At 58.6% G+C, this 18,022-nt stretch carries 11 protein-coding genes; all 11 read right to left on the bottom strand.

Features of this window, described 5'->3' with window-relative positions; translation table 11 throughout:
- Positions 1-28 precede the first annotated feature (28 nt).
- Entirely contained in the window at positions 29-1,312 is a 1,284-nt protein-coding gene (locus FA92_RS11690; protein ID WP_033733262.1) for an MFS transporter, read from the bottom strand.
- 81 nt (positions 1,313-1,393) lie between these two features.
- A complete protein-coding gene (locus FA92_RS11685; RefSeq protein ID WP_033783676.1) occupies positions 1,394-2,404 on the bottom strand; it encodes a Zn-dependent oxidoreductase in 1,011 nt (336 codons plus the stop codon).
- A gap of 10 nt (positions 2,405-2,414) precedes the next feature.
- Positions 2,415-3,629: a D-mannonate dehydratase ManD gene (gene manD / locus FA92_RS11680; RefSeq protein ID WP_033783674.1), complete on the bottom strand. Its 1,215-nt coding sequence runs from the start codon at positions 3,627-3,629 to the stop codon at positions 2,415-2,417.
- A 453-nt stretch (positions 3,630-4,082) separates the two neighbouring features.
- A complete protein-coding gene (gene yegS, locus FA92_RS11675; RefSeq protein ID WP_033783673.1) occupies positions 4,083-4,982 on the bottom strand; it encodes a lipid kinase YegS in 900 nt (299 codons plus the stop codon).
- A gap of 221 nt (positions 4,983-5,203) precedes the next feature.
- Entirely contained in the window at positions 5,204-6,586 is a 1,383-nt protein-coding gene (gene yegQ / locus FA92_RS11670) for a tRNA 5-hydroxyuridine modification protein YegQ (RefSeq protein ID WP_033783672.1), read from the bottom strand.
- Between the two features lie 267 nt (positions 6,587-6,853).
- On the bottom strand, positions 6,854-7,561 hold the full coding sequence (gene baeR / locus FA92_RS11665; RefSeq protein ID WP_013358483.1) for a two-component system response regulator BaeR: 708 nt from the start codon (positions 7,559-7,561) through the stop codon (positions 6,854-6,856).
- 6 nt (positions 7,562-7,567) lie between these two features.
- Positions 7,568-8,956, bottom strand: coding sequence for a two-component system sensor histidine kinase BaeS (gene baeS, locus FA92_RS11660; RefSeq protein WP_033783671.1), 1,389 nt, complete (start codon positions 8,954-8,956; stop codon positions 7,568-7,570).
- On the bottom strand, positions 8,953-10,359 hold the full coding sequence (locus FA92_RS11655) for an MFS transporter (RefSeq protein WP_033783670.1): 1,407 nt from the start codon (positions 10,357-10,359) through the stop codon (positions 8,953-8,955). The genes baeS and FA92_RS11655 overlap by 4 nt, the downstream gene beginning before the upstream one ends.
- A gap of 51 nt (positions 10,360-10,410) precedes the next feature.
- A complete protein-coding gene (gene mdtC, locus FA92_RS11650) occupies positions 10,411-13,485 on the bottom strand; it encodes a multidrug efflux RND transporter permease subunit MdtC (protein WP_033783668.1) in 3,075 nt (1,024 codons plus the stop codon).
- Entirely contained in the window at positions 13,482-16,604 is a 3,123-nt protein-coding gene (locus FA92_RS11645) for an MdtB/MuxB family multidrug efflux RND transporter permease subunit (protein WP_033783667.1), read from the bottom strand. The genes mdtC and FA92_RS11645 overlap by 4 nt, the downstream gene beginning before the upstream one ends.
- On the bottom strand, positions 16,604-17,842 hold the full coding sequence (locus tag FA92_RS11640) for an MdtA/MuxA family multidrug efflux RND transporter periplasmic adaptor subunit (protein WP_033783666.1): 1,239 nt from the start codon (positions 17,840-17,842) through the stop codon (positions 16,604-16,606). The genes FA92_RS11645 and FA92_RS11640 overlap by 1 nt, the downstream gene beginning before the upstream one ends.
- Positions 17,843-18,022 lie beyond the last annotated feature (180 nt).

Here is an 18,022-nt window from a genome sequence, read left to right as displayed (position 1 = left end):
AATCATCATTCTGTTAGCGGAACAACACTCAGACCGAAACCGGTTTATCCTCAGGTTTCGGACTGCGAATCACAAACAGCACCAGGAAAGCCCCCAGCGCGGCGACACAACCCGCCAGGATAAAGGCGCTATCGAACTTACCGGTGTGCTGAACAATAAAGCCGGTGACGATTGGCCCGATGATGCCGGAGAGACTCCCCACCAGATGGATAAAACCGCTGATGCTGCCAATACGGCTCTTGTGCACCACATCCTGAATAATCGCCCAGTAGATCGCGCCGGTGATGTAGAGAAAGAAAATGGACACCGACATCATCATCACGGCGGGAACCACCTCTTTTATCGTACCCGCCAGTGCCACACAAATTGCGGCTGCCAGCAGTGAGACCACCAGCACAATTTTGCGGGACAACAACAGTTTGCCGGTGATATTAAAGATTCTGTCAGAGATCCAGCCACCCAGCGCCAGGCCAACGAAACCGACGATCCACGGGATCATGGTGGTGATGCTCATCGATTTGATATCCAGGCCGTGCGCCTGCACCAGATAGGCCGGGAACCAGCTCAGGAAGAAGAACAGGATGTAGTTGTAGCAGAAGAAGGCAAACGCCGTGACCAGGATAATCGGCTGGCGCAGGTAGTAACCAAACGGATGCGGCGTTTCAGACAGGTCGACCTCGTCATTCGGGCTGGTGGCTTTCAGGCGATCGATCAGCAGACGCTCTTTTTCGGTGACCAGTTTGCTTTTCGCCGGATTATCAGCGGCAAAGAAGAGCCAGAACGCCATCCATACCAGACCGATACAGCAGACGATCACAAAGGCCGGACGCCAGCCGTAGGCCAGGGCCAGATAGCCGATGATCGGACCGGCTACCGCGCCGCCCAGCGGTGATCCGGCACTCAGTAAGCCCATCGCCGTGGCGGCCTGCTTCTTCGGGAACCAGCCATTAATCGCCTTGTTAGCCGAAGAGCAGATCGGGCCTTCAGCCATGCCGAACAGCACTCGCAGGATCAGCAGCGACCAGAAGCCGGTAGCCAGCGCGGTCATACCGCAGAAAATGGACCAGGCACCCACGGCCACGGCCAGCACGATTTTGGGGCCATAGCGGTCAGTGGCGAGGCCACCGACAAAGTTAAACAGGGCGTAGCCGAAGAAGAAGCTGCCGAAGATCATGCCGAACTGCTCAGCATTAATCGCCAGATCTTTTTCAACCAGCGGCACGGTCAGAGACAGGGCAACACGATCGAGGTAATTGATCATGTAAACCAGGAACAGCAGCAAAACGAGGGTCCAGCGCAGATTCTTGAACATACAAACTCCGTGATCTGTTTTATCTTTTTAATTATGCCGGCGGGTACACACCGGCAGAGGACACCTGGTGTTCAGCGGGCATTAACCCATCTGAAGGATCACTTTGCAGCAGGTGCGCGGATCTTTTTCGAACAGGGTCATCGCGCGTTCAATCTCCTGCAGCGGGAAGTAGTGGGTGACCAGCTTCTCTGGCCGGATTAACCCCTTTTCCATCCATTCAATCACCTGCGGGAAGCGGTTGCTGTTAAGACGTGAGGTAAACAGCGACAGCTCTTTGCTGGTAAGACTTTGCTGAGTAATGCTGCACGGTTCACCGGAAAAGCCCAGCAGACCGATGCGCGCGGCCGGTGAGGCGAGGGCGGCGGCTTCTGCCAGGATGGAGGGGTGGCAGGCCGCGTCGATAATCAGCGTGGGCTGCACGCCCTCTAGCTGAGCCGCTAACGGGATTTTGCTGTTATCGAATAATTGATCGGCACCGCTCTGCTTAGCCAGCGCCAGACGTTCCGGCAGGCGATCCACGACCATCACCGTTTTTACCTGATAGACGCCCTTCAGCACCTGAATGGCGGTGAGTCCCATCGGACCGGCACCATAAATCAGCGCCACATCATCCGGTTGCGGCTTGAGAAACGCCGTGATGTTGGCTGCGATAGTGAAGGGCTCGACCAGGCTGGCGAGCTTATCGGGAATCGCGTCCGGCAGGTGCCAGGCATTTTTAGCCGGGGCCAGCGCATACTCGCTGAAACCGCCGTCGCGGTGCACGCCAATCACCTGCAGGGTGGTACAGACATTCGGACGGCCTACCGAGCAGGGATAGCAGTGACCGCAGCTTACCACCGGGTCGACCGCCACGCGCTGGCCCAGTCGTGCCGCGTCGACACCATCACCCACTGCATCGATCACGCCAAAAAATTCATGACCAATCACTCGCGGATATTTCGCGAACGGGTTATGACCGTGCCAGATATGCACGTCAGAGCCACAGATGCTGGCATAGGCCACTTTAACCCGGACTTCGCCCGCCGCGGGTTGTGGCAGTGGACGTTCAGCTAACACCAGTTCACCTGGCTGTTCAATCACTACGCTTTTCATGGGGTTCTCCTTACCAGTTCCACAGGGTGCCATCTTCAAGACGGGCGACCGGCAGATAGGCAGGTTCATAGGGATATTTCGCCGCCAGTTTCTCGTTGAATTCAATGCCGAGGCCCGGCTTGTCGCCTGGATGCATGTAGCCCTGGTCAAAGGTCCAGTTAGCATCAAACAGTTCCATCATCTGTTCCGAGAAGCCCATGTACTCCTGCACGCCGAAGTTCGGTACCCAGAGGTCAAAGTGCAGCGCAGCCGCCATGCAGACAGGGGAGAGATCCGATGGGCCGTGCGAGCCGGTACGCACCTGATAGAGTGACGCAAAATCAGCAATACGACGCATCCCGGTAATGCCGCCCGCGTGGGTAATGGTGGTGCGGATATAGTCGATCAGCTGCTCTTCAATCAGCTGCTTACAATCCCAGATGCTGTTGAACACTTCGCCTACCGCAATCGGCGTGACGGTGTGCTGGCGAATCAGACGGAAGCATTCCTGATTCTCAGCAGGCGTCGGATCTTCCATCCAGAACAGACGATAATCTTCCACGCTCTTGCCGAAACGTGCCGCTTCAATCGGCGTCAGGCGATGGTGCATGTCATGCAGCAGATGCTCATCGAAACCAAACTTGTCGCGGATCGCCTCAAACAACTTTGGCGTGAAATCGAGGTATTTCTCGGTTGACCAGAGCTGCTCTTCCGGCCAGTTACCTTTGGTCGCAGGTTCATAGGCCAGGCCTTTACCTTTTGCCATGCCGTAGGTGGTTTTCATGCCCGGCACGCCGCACTGCGCACGGATCGCTTTGAACCCCAGCTCTTTGTGCTTCGCATAGTCATCCATCACTTCATCGATGGAGTGGCCGGTGGTGTGGCAATAAACCATCACGCCGGTGCGTGAAGCGCCGCCCAGCAGCTGGTAGAGCGGCATGTTGGCGGCTTTACCTTTGATATCCCACAGCGCCATATCGACAGCCGAGATCGCAGACATGGTAACCGGGCCACGACGCCAGTAAGCGCCTTTATAGAAGTATTGCCAGATGTCTTCGATCTGATGCGCATCGCGGCCAATCAGCTGCGGGCAGACGTGATCTTTCAGGTAGGAGGCGACCGGCAGTTCTCGGCCATTCAGCGTGGCATCACCCACGCCGGTCAGCCCCTGATCGGTGGTGATCTTCACGGTAACAAAGTTTCTGCCTGCGCAGGTTACGAATACTTCCGCCTTAACAATTTTCATCCTGTTTGCCTTTCAGTCAGCGTTCAATGATGAAAAAGTACGCGGTTTAATACTACCATACAAGTTAGTCTGGCAGAGTTGTGAAGCCAGTCACAGAGAGTTTTCTGGGGCGAAAGGGGGTAATGAACTGGCGTATTATTTGGCGACAAAAAGGGCGGCGTGGTAGTAAAACGACGGGCGGCCAGCGTGAAAAAGGGGCTTTCGCCCTCTTAAGATTATTGGCAGCGTCTGCCCCAGCTGGCTGTAAGACCCAGCCGACGGAGGGAACACAGTCAGATCGGAAAGTCGCAAAAGCCGCCATCCCTGGCATGCTCGGCCCGCGTCGTCCCTGACGCGGGACGCTTTCCTCCTCTGCCCGTGTTCCCTACGCTTTAAGCTAATGCATTGCTGCTAAATTCGTTCAGCTGTGAGTTTGTCAGAAATCTGAAGGGGCTTTCGCCCCCTGACCCATACTCAGGAAAGGAGTGCACACTGCGGCGGCAGGCGACAGCTCAGCGCGCCCGCCATCACCTCAATCACGAATTCGCGTCCGGAGAGCGGTTCACCATCCAGGTTAAAGGTCATCTCGTGTGGAGAGCGAATCGTCAGCGACTCCAGCTGCGTGGTGACGATACCGGGATTTTCATCGTCGCCGGTCAGCGAGTGCAGCAGCGTCGGCAGCAGCTCCTGCGCGGTGACAATACTGACGTCAAGCCGGCCATCGTTGATCAGCGCACCAGGGCATAAGCGCTGACCGCCGCCCGCCTGACGCCCGTTACCGATACCGATAACCAGCGCATCACCCTGCCAGGCGAAATCGGGACCGCTGATCTCGCAGGTATCAGGCTTCAGCGTATCCATGCGCATCAGGCCGTGAATAAAGTAGGAGACACCGCCCAGCGCCGACTTCAGCTTTTCCGGTGTTTCTGTGGTGATGCGAGTGCCAAATCCGCCCGTCGCCATATTGATGAAGTAGTGGCTCTGGTTCACTCTGGCCAGGTCGATGGCATGCGCTTTGCCCCGAATCGCCAGTCGCAGTGCCGGTTCCATCTCTTCCGGAATACCGACGCTGGTGGCAAAGTCGTTGGCGGTTCCCAGCGGCAGGATACCCAGCACCGGGCGATGATCGGCATCTGATGCCGCCAGTGCAGTGGCAACCTCATTAATGGTGCCATCGCCGCCACCGGCTACGACGGTCTCCGCCTGCAGCGCAATCGCCTCTCTGACGTACCTGTCGCCATCGCCTTTTTCGAACGTGACACGCACCGCAATGTCGAAGCCTTCTTCACGCAGGGTGGTAATGGCTTCGCGCAGATCATCATTACCCGCGCCTTTCCCATTCAGGATGAGCAGCGTAAGCGGTTTATTGTCCATTTTGCGTTCCTTGAAGATCTACAGAGTAAGAAGGGAATGTATAGCACAGCTGCCAGCAGTAAATTATTGGCGAAAGAGAGAAAAAAGAAAACCCGCACGGGGGAGCCGGGCGGGTAAATGAGGTGGTTCCTGGTAAATCTACCGTTTGTTGTTACTCGTTAGCAGCAGGCGGGACTATAAAGCAGCGCTGCGCAGGGGTCTGTGATCCTGTTCTGATTTCCTCAAATTGTTTCCGTTAGTAAACGATTATGAGGATCACGGGTATCTTCGCCGTGATCAAAATTGCGCAACAGCAGCGCAAAACGCAGATCGACCTCTTCCGGCACACGCAGCCAGACGCGATGGCCATCGCCGGGTGCAACCTCAGTGGGTTCGCCACGCGCATTCTGCAGGGCATCCAGCTGGCCATTCAGGTTGCCTTCGGGCGTCATGATCTCCATGCTATCGTGCAGCATAAACTTGTTCTTCACAGCCACTTCCGCCCATTCGCCCCGACGCTCGCCGGTAAATTCACCGACAAACTGCTGGCGATCCGAGACCGAAAAACCCTGCTGATAATTCTGGTAGCTGTCGTGAGTATGACGGCGCAGGAAGCCTTCGGTATAACCACGATGCGCCAGGCCTTCCAGCGTTAACAGCAGTGAGGGGTCAAACGGCTTACCGGCCGCGGCATCGTCAATCGCCCGGCGATAAACCTGAGCGGTGCGGGCGCAGTAGTAATAGGACTTGGTGCGTCCTTCAATTTTCAGCGAATGCACGCCCATCTCGCTGAGCCGCTCCACGTGTGCCACTGCGCGCAGATCCCGCGAGTTCATGATGTAGGTGCCGTGTTCATCTTCGAACGCGCTCATCACCTCACCCGGCTTCATCTTCTCTTCCAGCAGAAATACCTTGTCGGTGGGCTGACCGATACCCAGCGTGGGCGTCACATCCTGTACCGGGATGGGCTCATGAATACCGACGATATTCCCCACTTCATCCTGCTGGCCTTCCGCCACTTTATACTCCCAGCGGCAGGCGTTGGTGCAGGTGCCCTGATTCGGATCGCGTTTGTTCATATAGCCCGACAGCAGACAGCGACCGGAATAGGCCATACAGAGCGCACCATGAACAAACACTTCCAGCTCCATCTCCGGCACCTGCTGGCGGATCTCAGCGATCTCCTCCAGTGACAGCTCGCGTGACAGAATCACCCGGCTCAGCCCCATCTGCTGCCAGAATTTTACCGTGGCCCAGTTGACCGCATTGGCCTGTACTGACAGGTGAATCGGCATCGTCGGGAAAGCCTCACGCACCAGCATAATCAGGCCGGGATCGGACATGATCAGTGCGTCAGGCTGCATCGCCACCACCGGCGTTAAGTCACGAATAAAGGTTTTCAGCTTGGCGTTGTGCGGCGCAATGTTTACCACCACGTAGAATTTTTTGCCCAGCGCATGCGCTTCGTTGATGCCCAGCGCGAGGTTCTCGTGGGTAAATTCGTTGTTGCGCACCCGCAGGCTGTAGCGTGGCTGGCCGGCATAGACAGCATCGGCACCATAAGCAAAGGCATAACGCATGTTTTTCAGCGTGCCGGCGGGAGAAAGCAGTTCGGGTTTCATGATGTTCTCACTGATGTCAGGTCAGTATGCCGCCTTAAGCGGCAGGTGCAGGGCCGTTAAGAGCCTATCCCATTCGGCTATTTTATTTGTCAGTCTGAACCTGGGCAGTGCTCACAATCCTCACGTACTACGTGTACGCTCCGGTTGTTCCGCGCTGTCCGTGTCCAGACTGCCTGCAACAATTACGCCTACTAGGATAAGCTCTAAGCCCTGCAAAAGGTGCGGAATTGTAGGCAGTGAGAAAAGGGAAGTAAATTGATCGGGATCAAACTAGATCAAATGACAGGCGTCGGCTTCCCAGCGATAGCCCATGCCGTAGACCGCACGGATAAAGGGTTGCTCGCTGTCAAGATTCTCCAGCTTGCGCCGCAGATTCTTGATATGGCTGTCGATGGTGCGATCCGTGACCACGCGATAGTCATCATAGAGATGGTTGAGCAGCTGTTCGCGTGAAAAAACCTTGCCCGGCTCCAGCGACAGGGTTTTCAGCAGCCGGAACTCCGCCGGGGTAAGATCCAGCGGCTTTTCGCGCCAGCTGGCGAAGAAGCGGCTCTCATCAACCCGCAGTAACGAGGCGCTCTGCGGCTCTTCCGCTGAACGTTTTACCCGGCGCAGAATCGTTTTAACCCGCGCCACCACTTCACGTGGGCTGAAGGGTTTGCAGATGTAGTCATCCGCGCCCAGCTCCAGCCCCAGCAACCGATCAATCTCTTCGGTGCGGGCGGTGACCATAATAATCGGCAGTTCGGAATGACGACGGATTTCGCGGCACAGCGTTAAGCCGTCGGTGCCCGGCAGCATCAAATCCAGCAGCATCAGGTCGGGTGGCGTCTGGCGCACATACTCCAGCACCGCATTGCCGTCGGCGATGTGATGGGTACGGTAGTTCGAGGCGTGCAGATAATCGATCATCAGCTGCGCCAGTTTCGGCTCATCTTCGACCACCAGAATCAGCGGGTCGTGGTTTTCCTGGCTCATAAGCGTCTACACAGGGGGAACATAGCGCAAGTGTAGCGCGATTTTCAGTCCACCTAAATCAGAGTGCGCCGCATGAATATCGCCGCCGTGCGCATCTGCGATATTTTTACAGATGGCCAGGCCCAGGCCCGAACCGCCGCTGGCACGATTGCGCGAGCCTTCGGTGCGGAAAAAGCGCTCAAAAATCTGCACCTGATGTTCTCTGTCTACGCCCGGTGCGCTGTCATCAAACTCAATGTGCCAGTGGGGGGCTTCATACTTCAGCGTCACTTCAACCCGCCCACCGCTGTCGGTGTAGCGCAGGCTGTTTTCCAGCAGATTGGTGAACAGCTGCATCAGGCGATCGGGATCGCCGAAGAAAGGGGCATTGTCGGGCAGATTCAGCTTCAGCGTCAGGCCGTGCGCGCGATAACGTTCGGCAAAGCTGCCGGCTGTCACTTCCAGCAACTGCACCAGATCGGTCGCCTGCTTGCGGTAGGCGAGGGCACCCACGTCCGACAGCGACAGCTGATGCAGGTCTTCTACCAGCTTGGTCAGCACCACGACTTCACTCTGCAGTGAGGCGATCGCATCCGGCGTCAGTTTGCGTACGCCATCCTGCATCGCTTCCAGTTCACCGCGCAGGATCGCCAGCGGCGTGCGCAGCTCATGGGAGATATCAGCCATAAAGGCGCGGCGCATGCTTTCGTTTTTTTCCAGCGAGCTGGCCAGCAGGTTAAAGTCACCGGCCAGCTGGCCCAGCTCATCCCGGCTGCTGACCTCAACGCGGGTGGCAAAATTACCGGCCGCCAGATGATGCGTGCCATCGACCAGCCGCTTAACCGGCGCCAGCAGGCCCCGCGCCATCAGCCAGGTCGCCAGCGCCGCCAGCAGCGTTGACAGCCCCACGATAATCCAGCTGGTGCGCCGCTGCTGTTGATCAAAGTTAATATCGGTACTGCGCGTCAGCCGTTCTGGCGGCGAGCCGATCACCCAGCCAACCACCTTACCGGTACTGGTCGTGATATTGCGTCTTGTGCCTTCCGGGGGCACCGGCCCCGGCGGTCCGACCATCACTTTATATTGCTGATCGAGGACCCAGAACTGGGTGCGCCAGCCGTGTGGCGGCAGCTGACTGCTGCTGTCAGGATTCTGCTCCAGCGAACGCAGCATGGTGAAGATCAGCCGATCGTTGTGGCGCAGAAAATCCCAGTTACCGTGTTGCTCATACTGATCGGCCAGCGCATCGCTGAGCAGATTTAATCGCTGCTCGTTGCCGCGCTTGATGTAGTCGACAAAGCCATGTTCGAAACTGAGGCGAACGCCCCAGTGCATGGTGATCAGCACCAGCATGCAGGTGGCGAAAATCGCCATAAACAGTTTGGCCCCGATGCCCAGGCGCAGGTTAACTCTCATTTTTTTCTCCGGCGTCGCAGATCAACGTTGGTACTTACCTGTGGCGGGACGCGCCAGAACACCAGCGCGGGCAGGATGATAATCAGCGACATGCAAAGGTAGGTATAAATAAACATCTGGTGCTCCGCTACGCTGTTTGCTGCGCTCTCCTGGGCAAACGCGCCCAGCAGCAGCCCGGCCACGGTGACGCCAATACTCATCGACAGCTGCATAATCATCGACAGCAGACTGTTGCCGCTGGAGGCCAGCTCATCCGGCAACTCCTTCAGCGTCAGGGTATTCATCGAAGAGAAGCGAATGGCGTTGACCATGCCCTGCAGAAACAGCACCAGCGGCAGCAGCCAGACCCAGCCCATGAGCGCCACCACTGGGAACAGCAGGACCACCAGCGCCAGCGCTATGGTCGACATCACCAGCACATTACGGTAGCCATAGAGATTGACGATGCGCACCACAATGCGCTTCATTCCCATATTGCCCAGCACCATCGGAATCATCATCAGACCGGCGTGAAACGGGCTGTAGCCCATGCCGAGCTGCAGAAAGATTGGCGTCATAAAGGGCAGCATGCCGCTGCCGATGCGGCCGGTAAAACTGCCGAGCAGGCCAATAGAATAAACGCGATTATCAAACAGCTTCAGGCTGAACAGCGCGTTATCATTGCCGCGCGCATGCATCAGGTAAAACAGCAGAGAAAACATGCCAGTGAGGATCATGGCACCCAGCAGCAATGGCGAACCGCCGCTGCTGCGCTGACCATCCAGTGCCAGTGTCAGGGTAGCCATCCCGGCGGCCAGCAGGATAAAACCACCGAAATCAAAGCGGCGTGTCTGCATGCGGTAGTTGGGCATCAGCATCAGGGTGGCGATAGCGCCAGCAATGCCGACCGGGATATTAATCAGAAAGATCCAGTGCCAGCTGGCGTACTCCACCAGCACACCGCCCAGCGCCGGACCCAGCAACGGACCAATCTGGCCGGGCAGGGTCACAAAGGTCATGGCCGACATGTACTGTTCGCGCGGCACGATTTTCATCACCGTCAGGCGACCCACCGGCACCATCATGGCTCCGCCAATCCCCTGAACCACGCGCGACAGCACCAGCTGATCCAGCGTGCCGGAGATGGCGCACAGCAGCGAACCCAGGCTGAACAGCACAATCGCGCAGAAGAAGATGTTGCGCACGCCAAAGCGATCCGCCAGCCAGCCGCTGACCGGCAGCATCACGGCCACCGTCAGCACGTAATAGACGATCACCGAGTGCATGTGCAGCGGGCTGACGCCCAGGTCGTGTGCCATCGACGGGATCGCGGTATTGACGATGGTGGTATCCAGCGTCTGCATAAAGAAACCGATGGCAACAATCCACAGTTGCCAGCGGACGTTAGTGCTTTGCGAAGTCATCAATCCCCCCGATCAAGGCGTCACATCCGCCGTCCGTCGCAGCCAGACCCATTACGGCTGCTGTGCGGCGGCCAGCGGGCGTTTTCTGCGCCGCAGCTTATCCATCATTAAATAGACAACCGGCGTGGTGTAGAGCGTCAGCAACTGACTCATCACCAGGCCGCCCGCGATGGTAATCCCCAGCGGCTGGCGCAGTTCAGCACCGTCGCCGCTGCTCAGCACCAGCGGCAGCGCGCCAAACAGCGCTGCCAGCGTGGTCATCATAATCGGCCGGAAGCGCAACAGGCAGGCCTGGAATATCGCCTCCCGCGCGCTGAGCTGGCCGTTGCGTTCGGCCTCCAGCGCAAAGTCGACCATCATGATGGCGTTCTTTTTCACGATACCGATCAGCAGCAGAATCCCGATTAGCGCGATCAGGCTGAAGGGCGTATCAAACAGTTCCAGCGCCAGCAGCGCCCCCACACCCGCCGAGGGCAGGGTTGAGAGAATGGTCAGCGGATGCACATAGCTCTCATAGAGGATGCCCAGCACGATATAGACCGCCGCTATCGCCGCCAGCATCAGCCAGAGCTGGCTGCTCTGCGACTGCTGAAACACCTGCGCGGTTCCGGCAAAGCTGCCACGCACGCTGGATGGTACGCCGATCGCCGTCATGGTGCGTTCAATCGCCTCCGACGCCTGTGACAGCGACACACCCTCTGGCAGGTTGAATGAGATGGTCGATGCCGCCGACAGCCCTTCATGATTGACCGACAGCGGCGCATTCGCTGGCTGCCAGTGGGCGAACCACGACAGCGGTATCGCTTTGCCTTCGCTGTTAATTACGAACATCTGTGACAGGGCGCTGATATCCTGGGTGTAGCGTGGATCGACCTCCATCACCACTTTGTACTGGTTAAGCGGCTGATAGATGGTAGAGATCTGACGCTGACCAAAGGCGTTATTCAGCAGGGCATTAGCCTGAGAGACGTCGATACCGAGCCGCGCCATGCTTTCGCGGTCATAGGTCAGCGCCATCTCGCTGCCTTTATCCTGCTGATCGGAGTTCACGTCCGCCAGCTGCGGCAGGGCAGAGAACGCCTCGCGGATTTTCGGTTCCCACGTTCGCAGGGCGGCGAGATCGTCTGACAGCAGTGAATACTGATAACCAGCATTTGACTCCCGGCCACCGACCCGCAGATCCTGCACCGCATTCAGGTAGAGGCTGGCACCCGGCTCTTTTGCCAGCTTTGTGCGCAACCGCGCGATGATCTCCACGGCACTCTCTTTGCGCTCTGACAGCGGTTTCAGGGAGATAAACATTGAGCCGCTGTTGGTACGCGTGCCACCGGTAAAGCCCACTACGCTGTCAACAGCGGGATCGGCGCCGACAATCTCCATAAAATCCTGCAGCTTACTGCGCATTGCCTGAAACGAAATGCTCTGGTCAGCAGAGATAAAGCCGGAGAGCCGCCCGGTATCCTGTTCCGGCATAAAAGTTTTCGGAATATGAACAAACAGCCAGCCGGTCAGGAAGATGGTGGCGAAAAACAGCAGCATGACCCAGCGAGCATGGTTCAGCACCACGTTAAGCGAACGACCATACCCCTGCTGGATCGCAATCAGCAGCCGACCCGCGCCGCGCCGGCGTGGCTGGCTGCGCGGCCCGTGCGGCTTCAGCAGATACGCGCACATCATCGGTGTCAGGGTGATGGAGATAAACAGCGAGATAACAATCGACACCGACAGCGTAATGGCAAACTCAGAGAAGAAACGGCCAATCAGCCCGCCGATCATCAGCAGCGGCAGGAACACGGCAACCAGCGACAGGCTCATCGACAGCACGGTAAAGCCGACTTCCCGTACCCCTTTCAGCGCGGCGGCCAGCGGTTTCATGCCTGCTTCGACGTGGCGGGCAATGTTCTCCAGCACCACGATCGCGTCATCCACCACAAAGCCGGTGGCGATGGTCAGCGCCATCAGCGAGAGGTTATTCAGGCTGAAGCCGCACAGGTACATCGCGGCAAAGGTGCCGATCAGCGAAACCGGCACGGCGACGGCGGGGATCAGCGTGGCACGACCGGAGCGCAGGAAAACAAACACCACCAGAATCACCAGCGCCACGGCGATTAACAGAGACTGTTCCACTTCATGCAGCGAGGCGCGAATGGTAGGCGAGCGATCCTGAGCAATCTGCAGATCGATGGCGGCGGGGATCACCTCATGCAGCAATGGCATTTCGGCGCGGATGCGGTCAACCGTATCGATGACGTTGGCTTCAGGCGTTTTGCGGATCAGCAGCAGCACCGCCGGTTTACCGCGCGACATCCCGGCGTTACGCACGTCCTGAACCGAATCCTCGACGGTCGCCACGTCTGACAGCTTCACCGCTGCACCGTTGTTGTAGTGCACTACCAGCGGCTGATACTCACGGGCGGTCTGCAGCGCGTCATTGGTACGCAACTGCCAGCGCTGCTGCGCGTCGTCCAGTGCGCCCTGCGGCCGGCGCTGGTTGGCGTTTGAGATCGCGGTGCGCACCGCATCCAGCGACACGCCCTGATTAAACAGCGCCTGCGGATTGAGCGCCACACGCACCGCAGGCAGCGAACTGCCGCCCACTGTGACGTCACCCACGCCCTCAATCTGTGACAGCTTTTGTGCCAGCTGGGTCGAGGCGTAATCATAGAGCTGACCGGGATTATAGGTATCCGAGGTCAGCGTCATGATCATAATCGGCGCATCAGAGGGATTCACTTTGCGATAAGTGGGACGCGACGGCATGCCGGTGGGCAGCAGGCTTTGCGCCGCGTTGATCGCGGCCTGCACATCGCGCGCCGCGCCGTTAATGTCGCGATCAAAATCGAACACCAGAATGATGCGGGTGCTGCCCAGCGAACTGGTTGAGGTCATTTCACTGACGCCCGCGATGCGTCCCAGCGAGCGCTCCAGCGGCGTGGCCACCGACGACGCCATAATCTCCGGCGACGCGCCTGGTAGTGACGCCGAGATAACGATCACCGGGAAATCGACCTGCGGCAGCGGCGCCACTGGCAGCAGCCGGAAACCCAGCATGCCCGCCAGGGCGATGGCCAGCGTCAGCAAGGTCGTCGCGACGGGCCGGTTGATGAACAGGGCAAAGAACTTCACTCTGCGGCCTCCGTGCGGCCAAAGCGGCGACGGGTGGCGTGCGCCAGCCGATCAAACAGCAGGTAGATCACCGGTGTGGTGAACAGCGTCAGCACCTGGCTCAGAATCAGTCCGCCGACCATGGCAATGCCCAGCGGATGACGCAGTTCGGCCCCGACGCCGGTGCTGAGCATCAATGGCAGCGCGCCGAGCAGGGCCGCCAGCGTGGTCATCAGAATCGGGCGGAAGCGCAGCAGGCAGGCCTGATAGATCGCATCATAAGGCTTCATACCCTGTTCACGCTCCGCCGCCAGCGCAAAGTCGATCATCATGATGGCGTTCTTTTTCACGATGCCGATGAGCAGGATGATGCCGATAATCGCCACGATATCCAGCTCATTGCCGCTGAGCATCAGCGCCAGCAGCGCGCCGACGCCCGCGGTGGGCAGCGTCGAGAGAATGGTGATCGGGTGAATAAAGCTCTCATAGAGCACGCCCAGGACGATGTACATCGCCACAATGGCCGCCACAATCAGCCAGACCGTGCTGCTGAGCGCCGCCTCAAAGGCCAGCGTGCTGCCCTGGAACTGGGTCATCAGCTCGGCAGGCATGCCAAGCTCCGCTTCCGCCTGGGAAACGGCTTTTACCGCATCTTCCAGCGAATAGCCGTCAGCCACATTGAACGAGAAGGTCGCCGATGGGAACTGGTCGAGATGGTTAATGCTCAGTGGCGTGTAGCGCTGCTCGATGCGGGCAATGGCGCTCAGCGGCACGCTGCCGCCGTCGCTGCTGTTCAGGCGAATCGCATCCAGGCTCGCCAGCCCTGGCGTGGCATTATTATCCTGCTCCAGCACCACGCGATACTGATTCGCCTGGGTATAGATGGTGGAGATCAGCCGCTGCCCAAAGGCGTTATACAGCGCGTTATCGACGTCCGCCATGCTGATGCCGAGGCGGCTGGCGCTGTCGCGGTCCACGTTGACATAAGCTTCCAGCCCCTGATCCTGCCAGTCACTGCTGACATCGCGCAGCTGTGGCAGGGTGCTGAGCCGGGTCAGCAGGGCCGGAACCCAGGTGCTGAGCGACGACAGTGAACCCGATTGCAGTGTGAACTGGTACGGTGTGCGGCTCGCCTGTGTATCAATGGTGAGATCCTGCACCGCCTGCAGCCACAGCTGCACGCCTGGCACCGCACTGACCTGCTGTTGCAGGCGCTGCTGTATAGCAGGAATCCGGTCGTCGCGCTGATCCAGCGGCTTGAGGTTGATCTGCAGCCGCGCGCTGTTCAGCGAAGCATTGGTGCCATCCACGCCGACAAACGAGGTCATGCTCTCAACCGCCGGATCTTTCATAATAATGGAGGCAACATCGCGGGCGCGTTGCGCCATACTGGCGTAAGAGACTGACTGCGGGGCCTGCAGCGTACCCTGAATAATGCTGTTGTCCTGCTGCGGGAAGAAGCCTTTCGGGATCACCATCCACAGCAGCAGCGTCAGGACCAGAGTGCCCAGCGCCACCGACAGCGTCAGCCAGGGGTGATTCAGCACCCGGCTCAGGCCACGACCGTACGTGGCGACGATACGATCAAAAATCGCTTCACTGGCCCGCGAAAAGCGGTTCTGTTTGCGCAGCGACTCCGCGCTCAGCATCCTGGCGCACATCATCGGCGTCAGAGTCAGTGACACCACTGCTGAAATCAGAATCGCCACCGCCAGCGTCACGGCAAATTCACGGAACAGGCGGCCAATCACGTCGCCCATAAACAGCAGCGGAATCAGCACCGCAATCAGCGAGAAGGTCAGGGAGATGATGGTGAAGCCAATTTCTCCGGCCCCTTTCAGCGCGGCGGTGAGCGGTTTTTCTCCTTTCTCGATATAGCGTGAGATGTTCTCAATCACCACGATGGCATCATCGACCACAAAGCCGGTGGCGATGGTCAGCGCCATCAGCGTCAGGTTGTTAATGGAAAAGCCGAGGAAGTACATCGCCGCAAAGGTGCCGATCAGCGAAAGCGGAACCGCCACCGCCGGGATCAGCGTGGCGGGCACGTTGCGCAGAAACAGATAGATGATCATCACGACCAGCGCCATCGCCAGCATCAGCTCAAACTGCGTGTCGTTCACTGAAGCGCGAATATTGGTGGTGCGGTCGGTGAGAAGTTTAACGTCTACCGATTTTGGCAGAGCGGCAGTCAGGGCGGGCAGCATGGCACGGATATTATCCGCCGTGGCGATGATATTGGCGCCAGGCTGACGCTGAACGTTGAGCACAATCGCCGCATCGCGATTAGCCCAGGCACCGAGCCAGCTGTTTTCAGCTCCCTGTTCGATAGTCGCCACATCACCCAGACGTACCGGCGCACCATTTTTATAGCTGATGATCAGCTGGCGATAATCTTCCGCCGATTTCATCTGGTCATTGGCTGATAGGGTGACGGAGCGGGTCGGGCCATCCAGGCTGCCTTTGGCAGAATTGACATTGGCATTGCTGATGGCAGTCCGCACCGTTTCGCTGGTCAGACCCAGCGCCGCCAGCGCCTGCGCATTCATCTTCACTCGCACCGCCGGACGCTGGCCACCCGAAAGCGTCACCAGCCCGACGCCGCTGACCTGAGAGATTTTCTGTGCGACACGCGTTTCCACCATGTCCTGCACCTGCGTCAGCGGCATGCTGCGCGTGGTAACGGCCAGCGTCATGATCGGTGGATCGGCAGGATTCACTTTGCTGTAGACCGGCGGATTAGGCAGGTCGTTGGGCAGCAGGTTGGTCGCTGAGTTGATGGCCGCCTGCACCTCCTGCTCGGCCACATCCAGCGGCAGCGTCAGCTGGAACTGCAGCGTTACGACCGAGGCACCGCCGGAGCTTTGCGACGCCATCTGTTTCAGCCCAGACATCTGACCAAACTGGCGCTCAAGCGGGGCGGTGATAGAGGAGGTGACCACATCCGGGCTGGCACCCGGATAGAGCGTGACGACCTGGATGGTCGGATAGTCGACTTCGGGCAGCGCCGAGACCGGCAGGAAGCGGTAGCCCAGTATCCCGGCCAGCAGAATCGCAATCATCAACAGCGTGGTGGCGACCGGGCGCAGAATAAACTGGCGTGACGGCCCGCCACTGTGATCGGGAGGCATGACCTGCATTACTCACGCTCTCCTTTTGACGGCAGGGTCGCGCGGGTAGCGCGCGGTGCGTTGCTCTGCGGCGCTACCACCTCAACTTTCTCGCCTTCGGTCAGGCGATCCAGCCCGTCGGTCACCACGCGTTCACCCGCCTCCAGACCGGCGCTGATCACGACTTTTTCACTATCCTGCAGGCCGGCCATCACACTTTTCTTGCTGACCTTGTTGTCACTGTTGACCACCCAGACAAAGTGGCCCTCATTGCCCATCTGTAATGCGGCAGGCGGAATGACCACTGCATCCTGCAGGGTGTTGACCTTCAGTCGCACATTGACGAACTGGTTAGGGAACAGCGTGTCGTCCTGATTATCAAAACGCGCTTTGATTTTGATGGTGCCGGTAGTGACATCAATCTGGTTATCGAGGCTCAGCAGTTTGCCGCTGGCGATCAGATTCTGATTACTGCGATCCCAGGCCTCCACCAGCAACGGCTGGCCGCTTTTCTGCGCCTGCAGAATCGAACTGATGCTGTTTTCTGCCAGGGTAAAAACCACATCAATCGGGTGCGTCTGGGTGATCACCACGATACCGGTGGTGTCGCCGCTGGTGACATAGTTGCCAACATCCACCTGTTTCAGCCCGACCCGGCCAGCAATCGGCGCGGTGATCCGGCTGTAGGTCAGATTAAGCTGTGCACTGGCAACGCCGCCCTCATCTGCTTTCAGGGTGCCGAGCGTTTCACTCACCAGTGAGCGCTGAGTGTCCAGCTCCTGTTGCGACACCAGCGAGGTTTTTGCCAGCTTCTCGAAGCGTGCCAGGTCGCGACGGGCATTCGCCAGCGTCGCCTGATCTTTCGCCAGCTGGCCCTGAGCCTGGGTTAACGCCACCTGATAAGGCCGCGGGTCGACTTCTGCCAGCAGATCGCCTGCGTTAACCTGCTGGCCTTCGGTGAAGTGGATCGCCAGCAGGTCGCCATTGACCCGACTGCGCACCGTGGCCGTGTTAGCAGCGGTCACCGTTCCCAGTCCGCTGAGGAATTGCGGCACGCTCTGGCGGGTGGCGGTTGCCGCCTGAACCGGTGCGAGGGGACGACGCGCGCCATCACCCCCACCTTTGCCGCCACGTGGCGCTGGCGAATCCGTCTGGCTGCTGCTCTGCGGCTGGGCATTGCGCTGCCAGGCATAGTAGCCGCCAGCGGCCACGGCTATCAGGGCCAGCACGATCAGGGTTTTCTTCATAACAGGATGTCGGGTGCTCATGATTGTTGATGCTCTCCAGCAGTGACGTAGTCCCAGGCGCAGACATGAAAGGGGTAGCCTGCAAACGAAAGATTGTAGTCGCCTCTGACGGGCAGAAGTTGAAGGAAATAAGGATATCTGTCAGGGCGGGGTAATTATGCCTGTTCCTGCATTAATCGCAGCACAATCATCATAAAGGCG

Origin of the sequence: Pantoea sp. 9140, from assembly GCF_000745295.1 — a bacterium.
Taxonomy (GTDB): Bacteria; Pseudomonadota; Gammaproteobacteria; order Enterobacterales; family Enterobacteriaceae; genus Pantoea; species Pantoea vagans.
The sequence above is the reverse complement of the archived record's forward strand: the minus strand, read 5'-3'. Positions and strand labels throughout refer to the sequence as shown.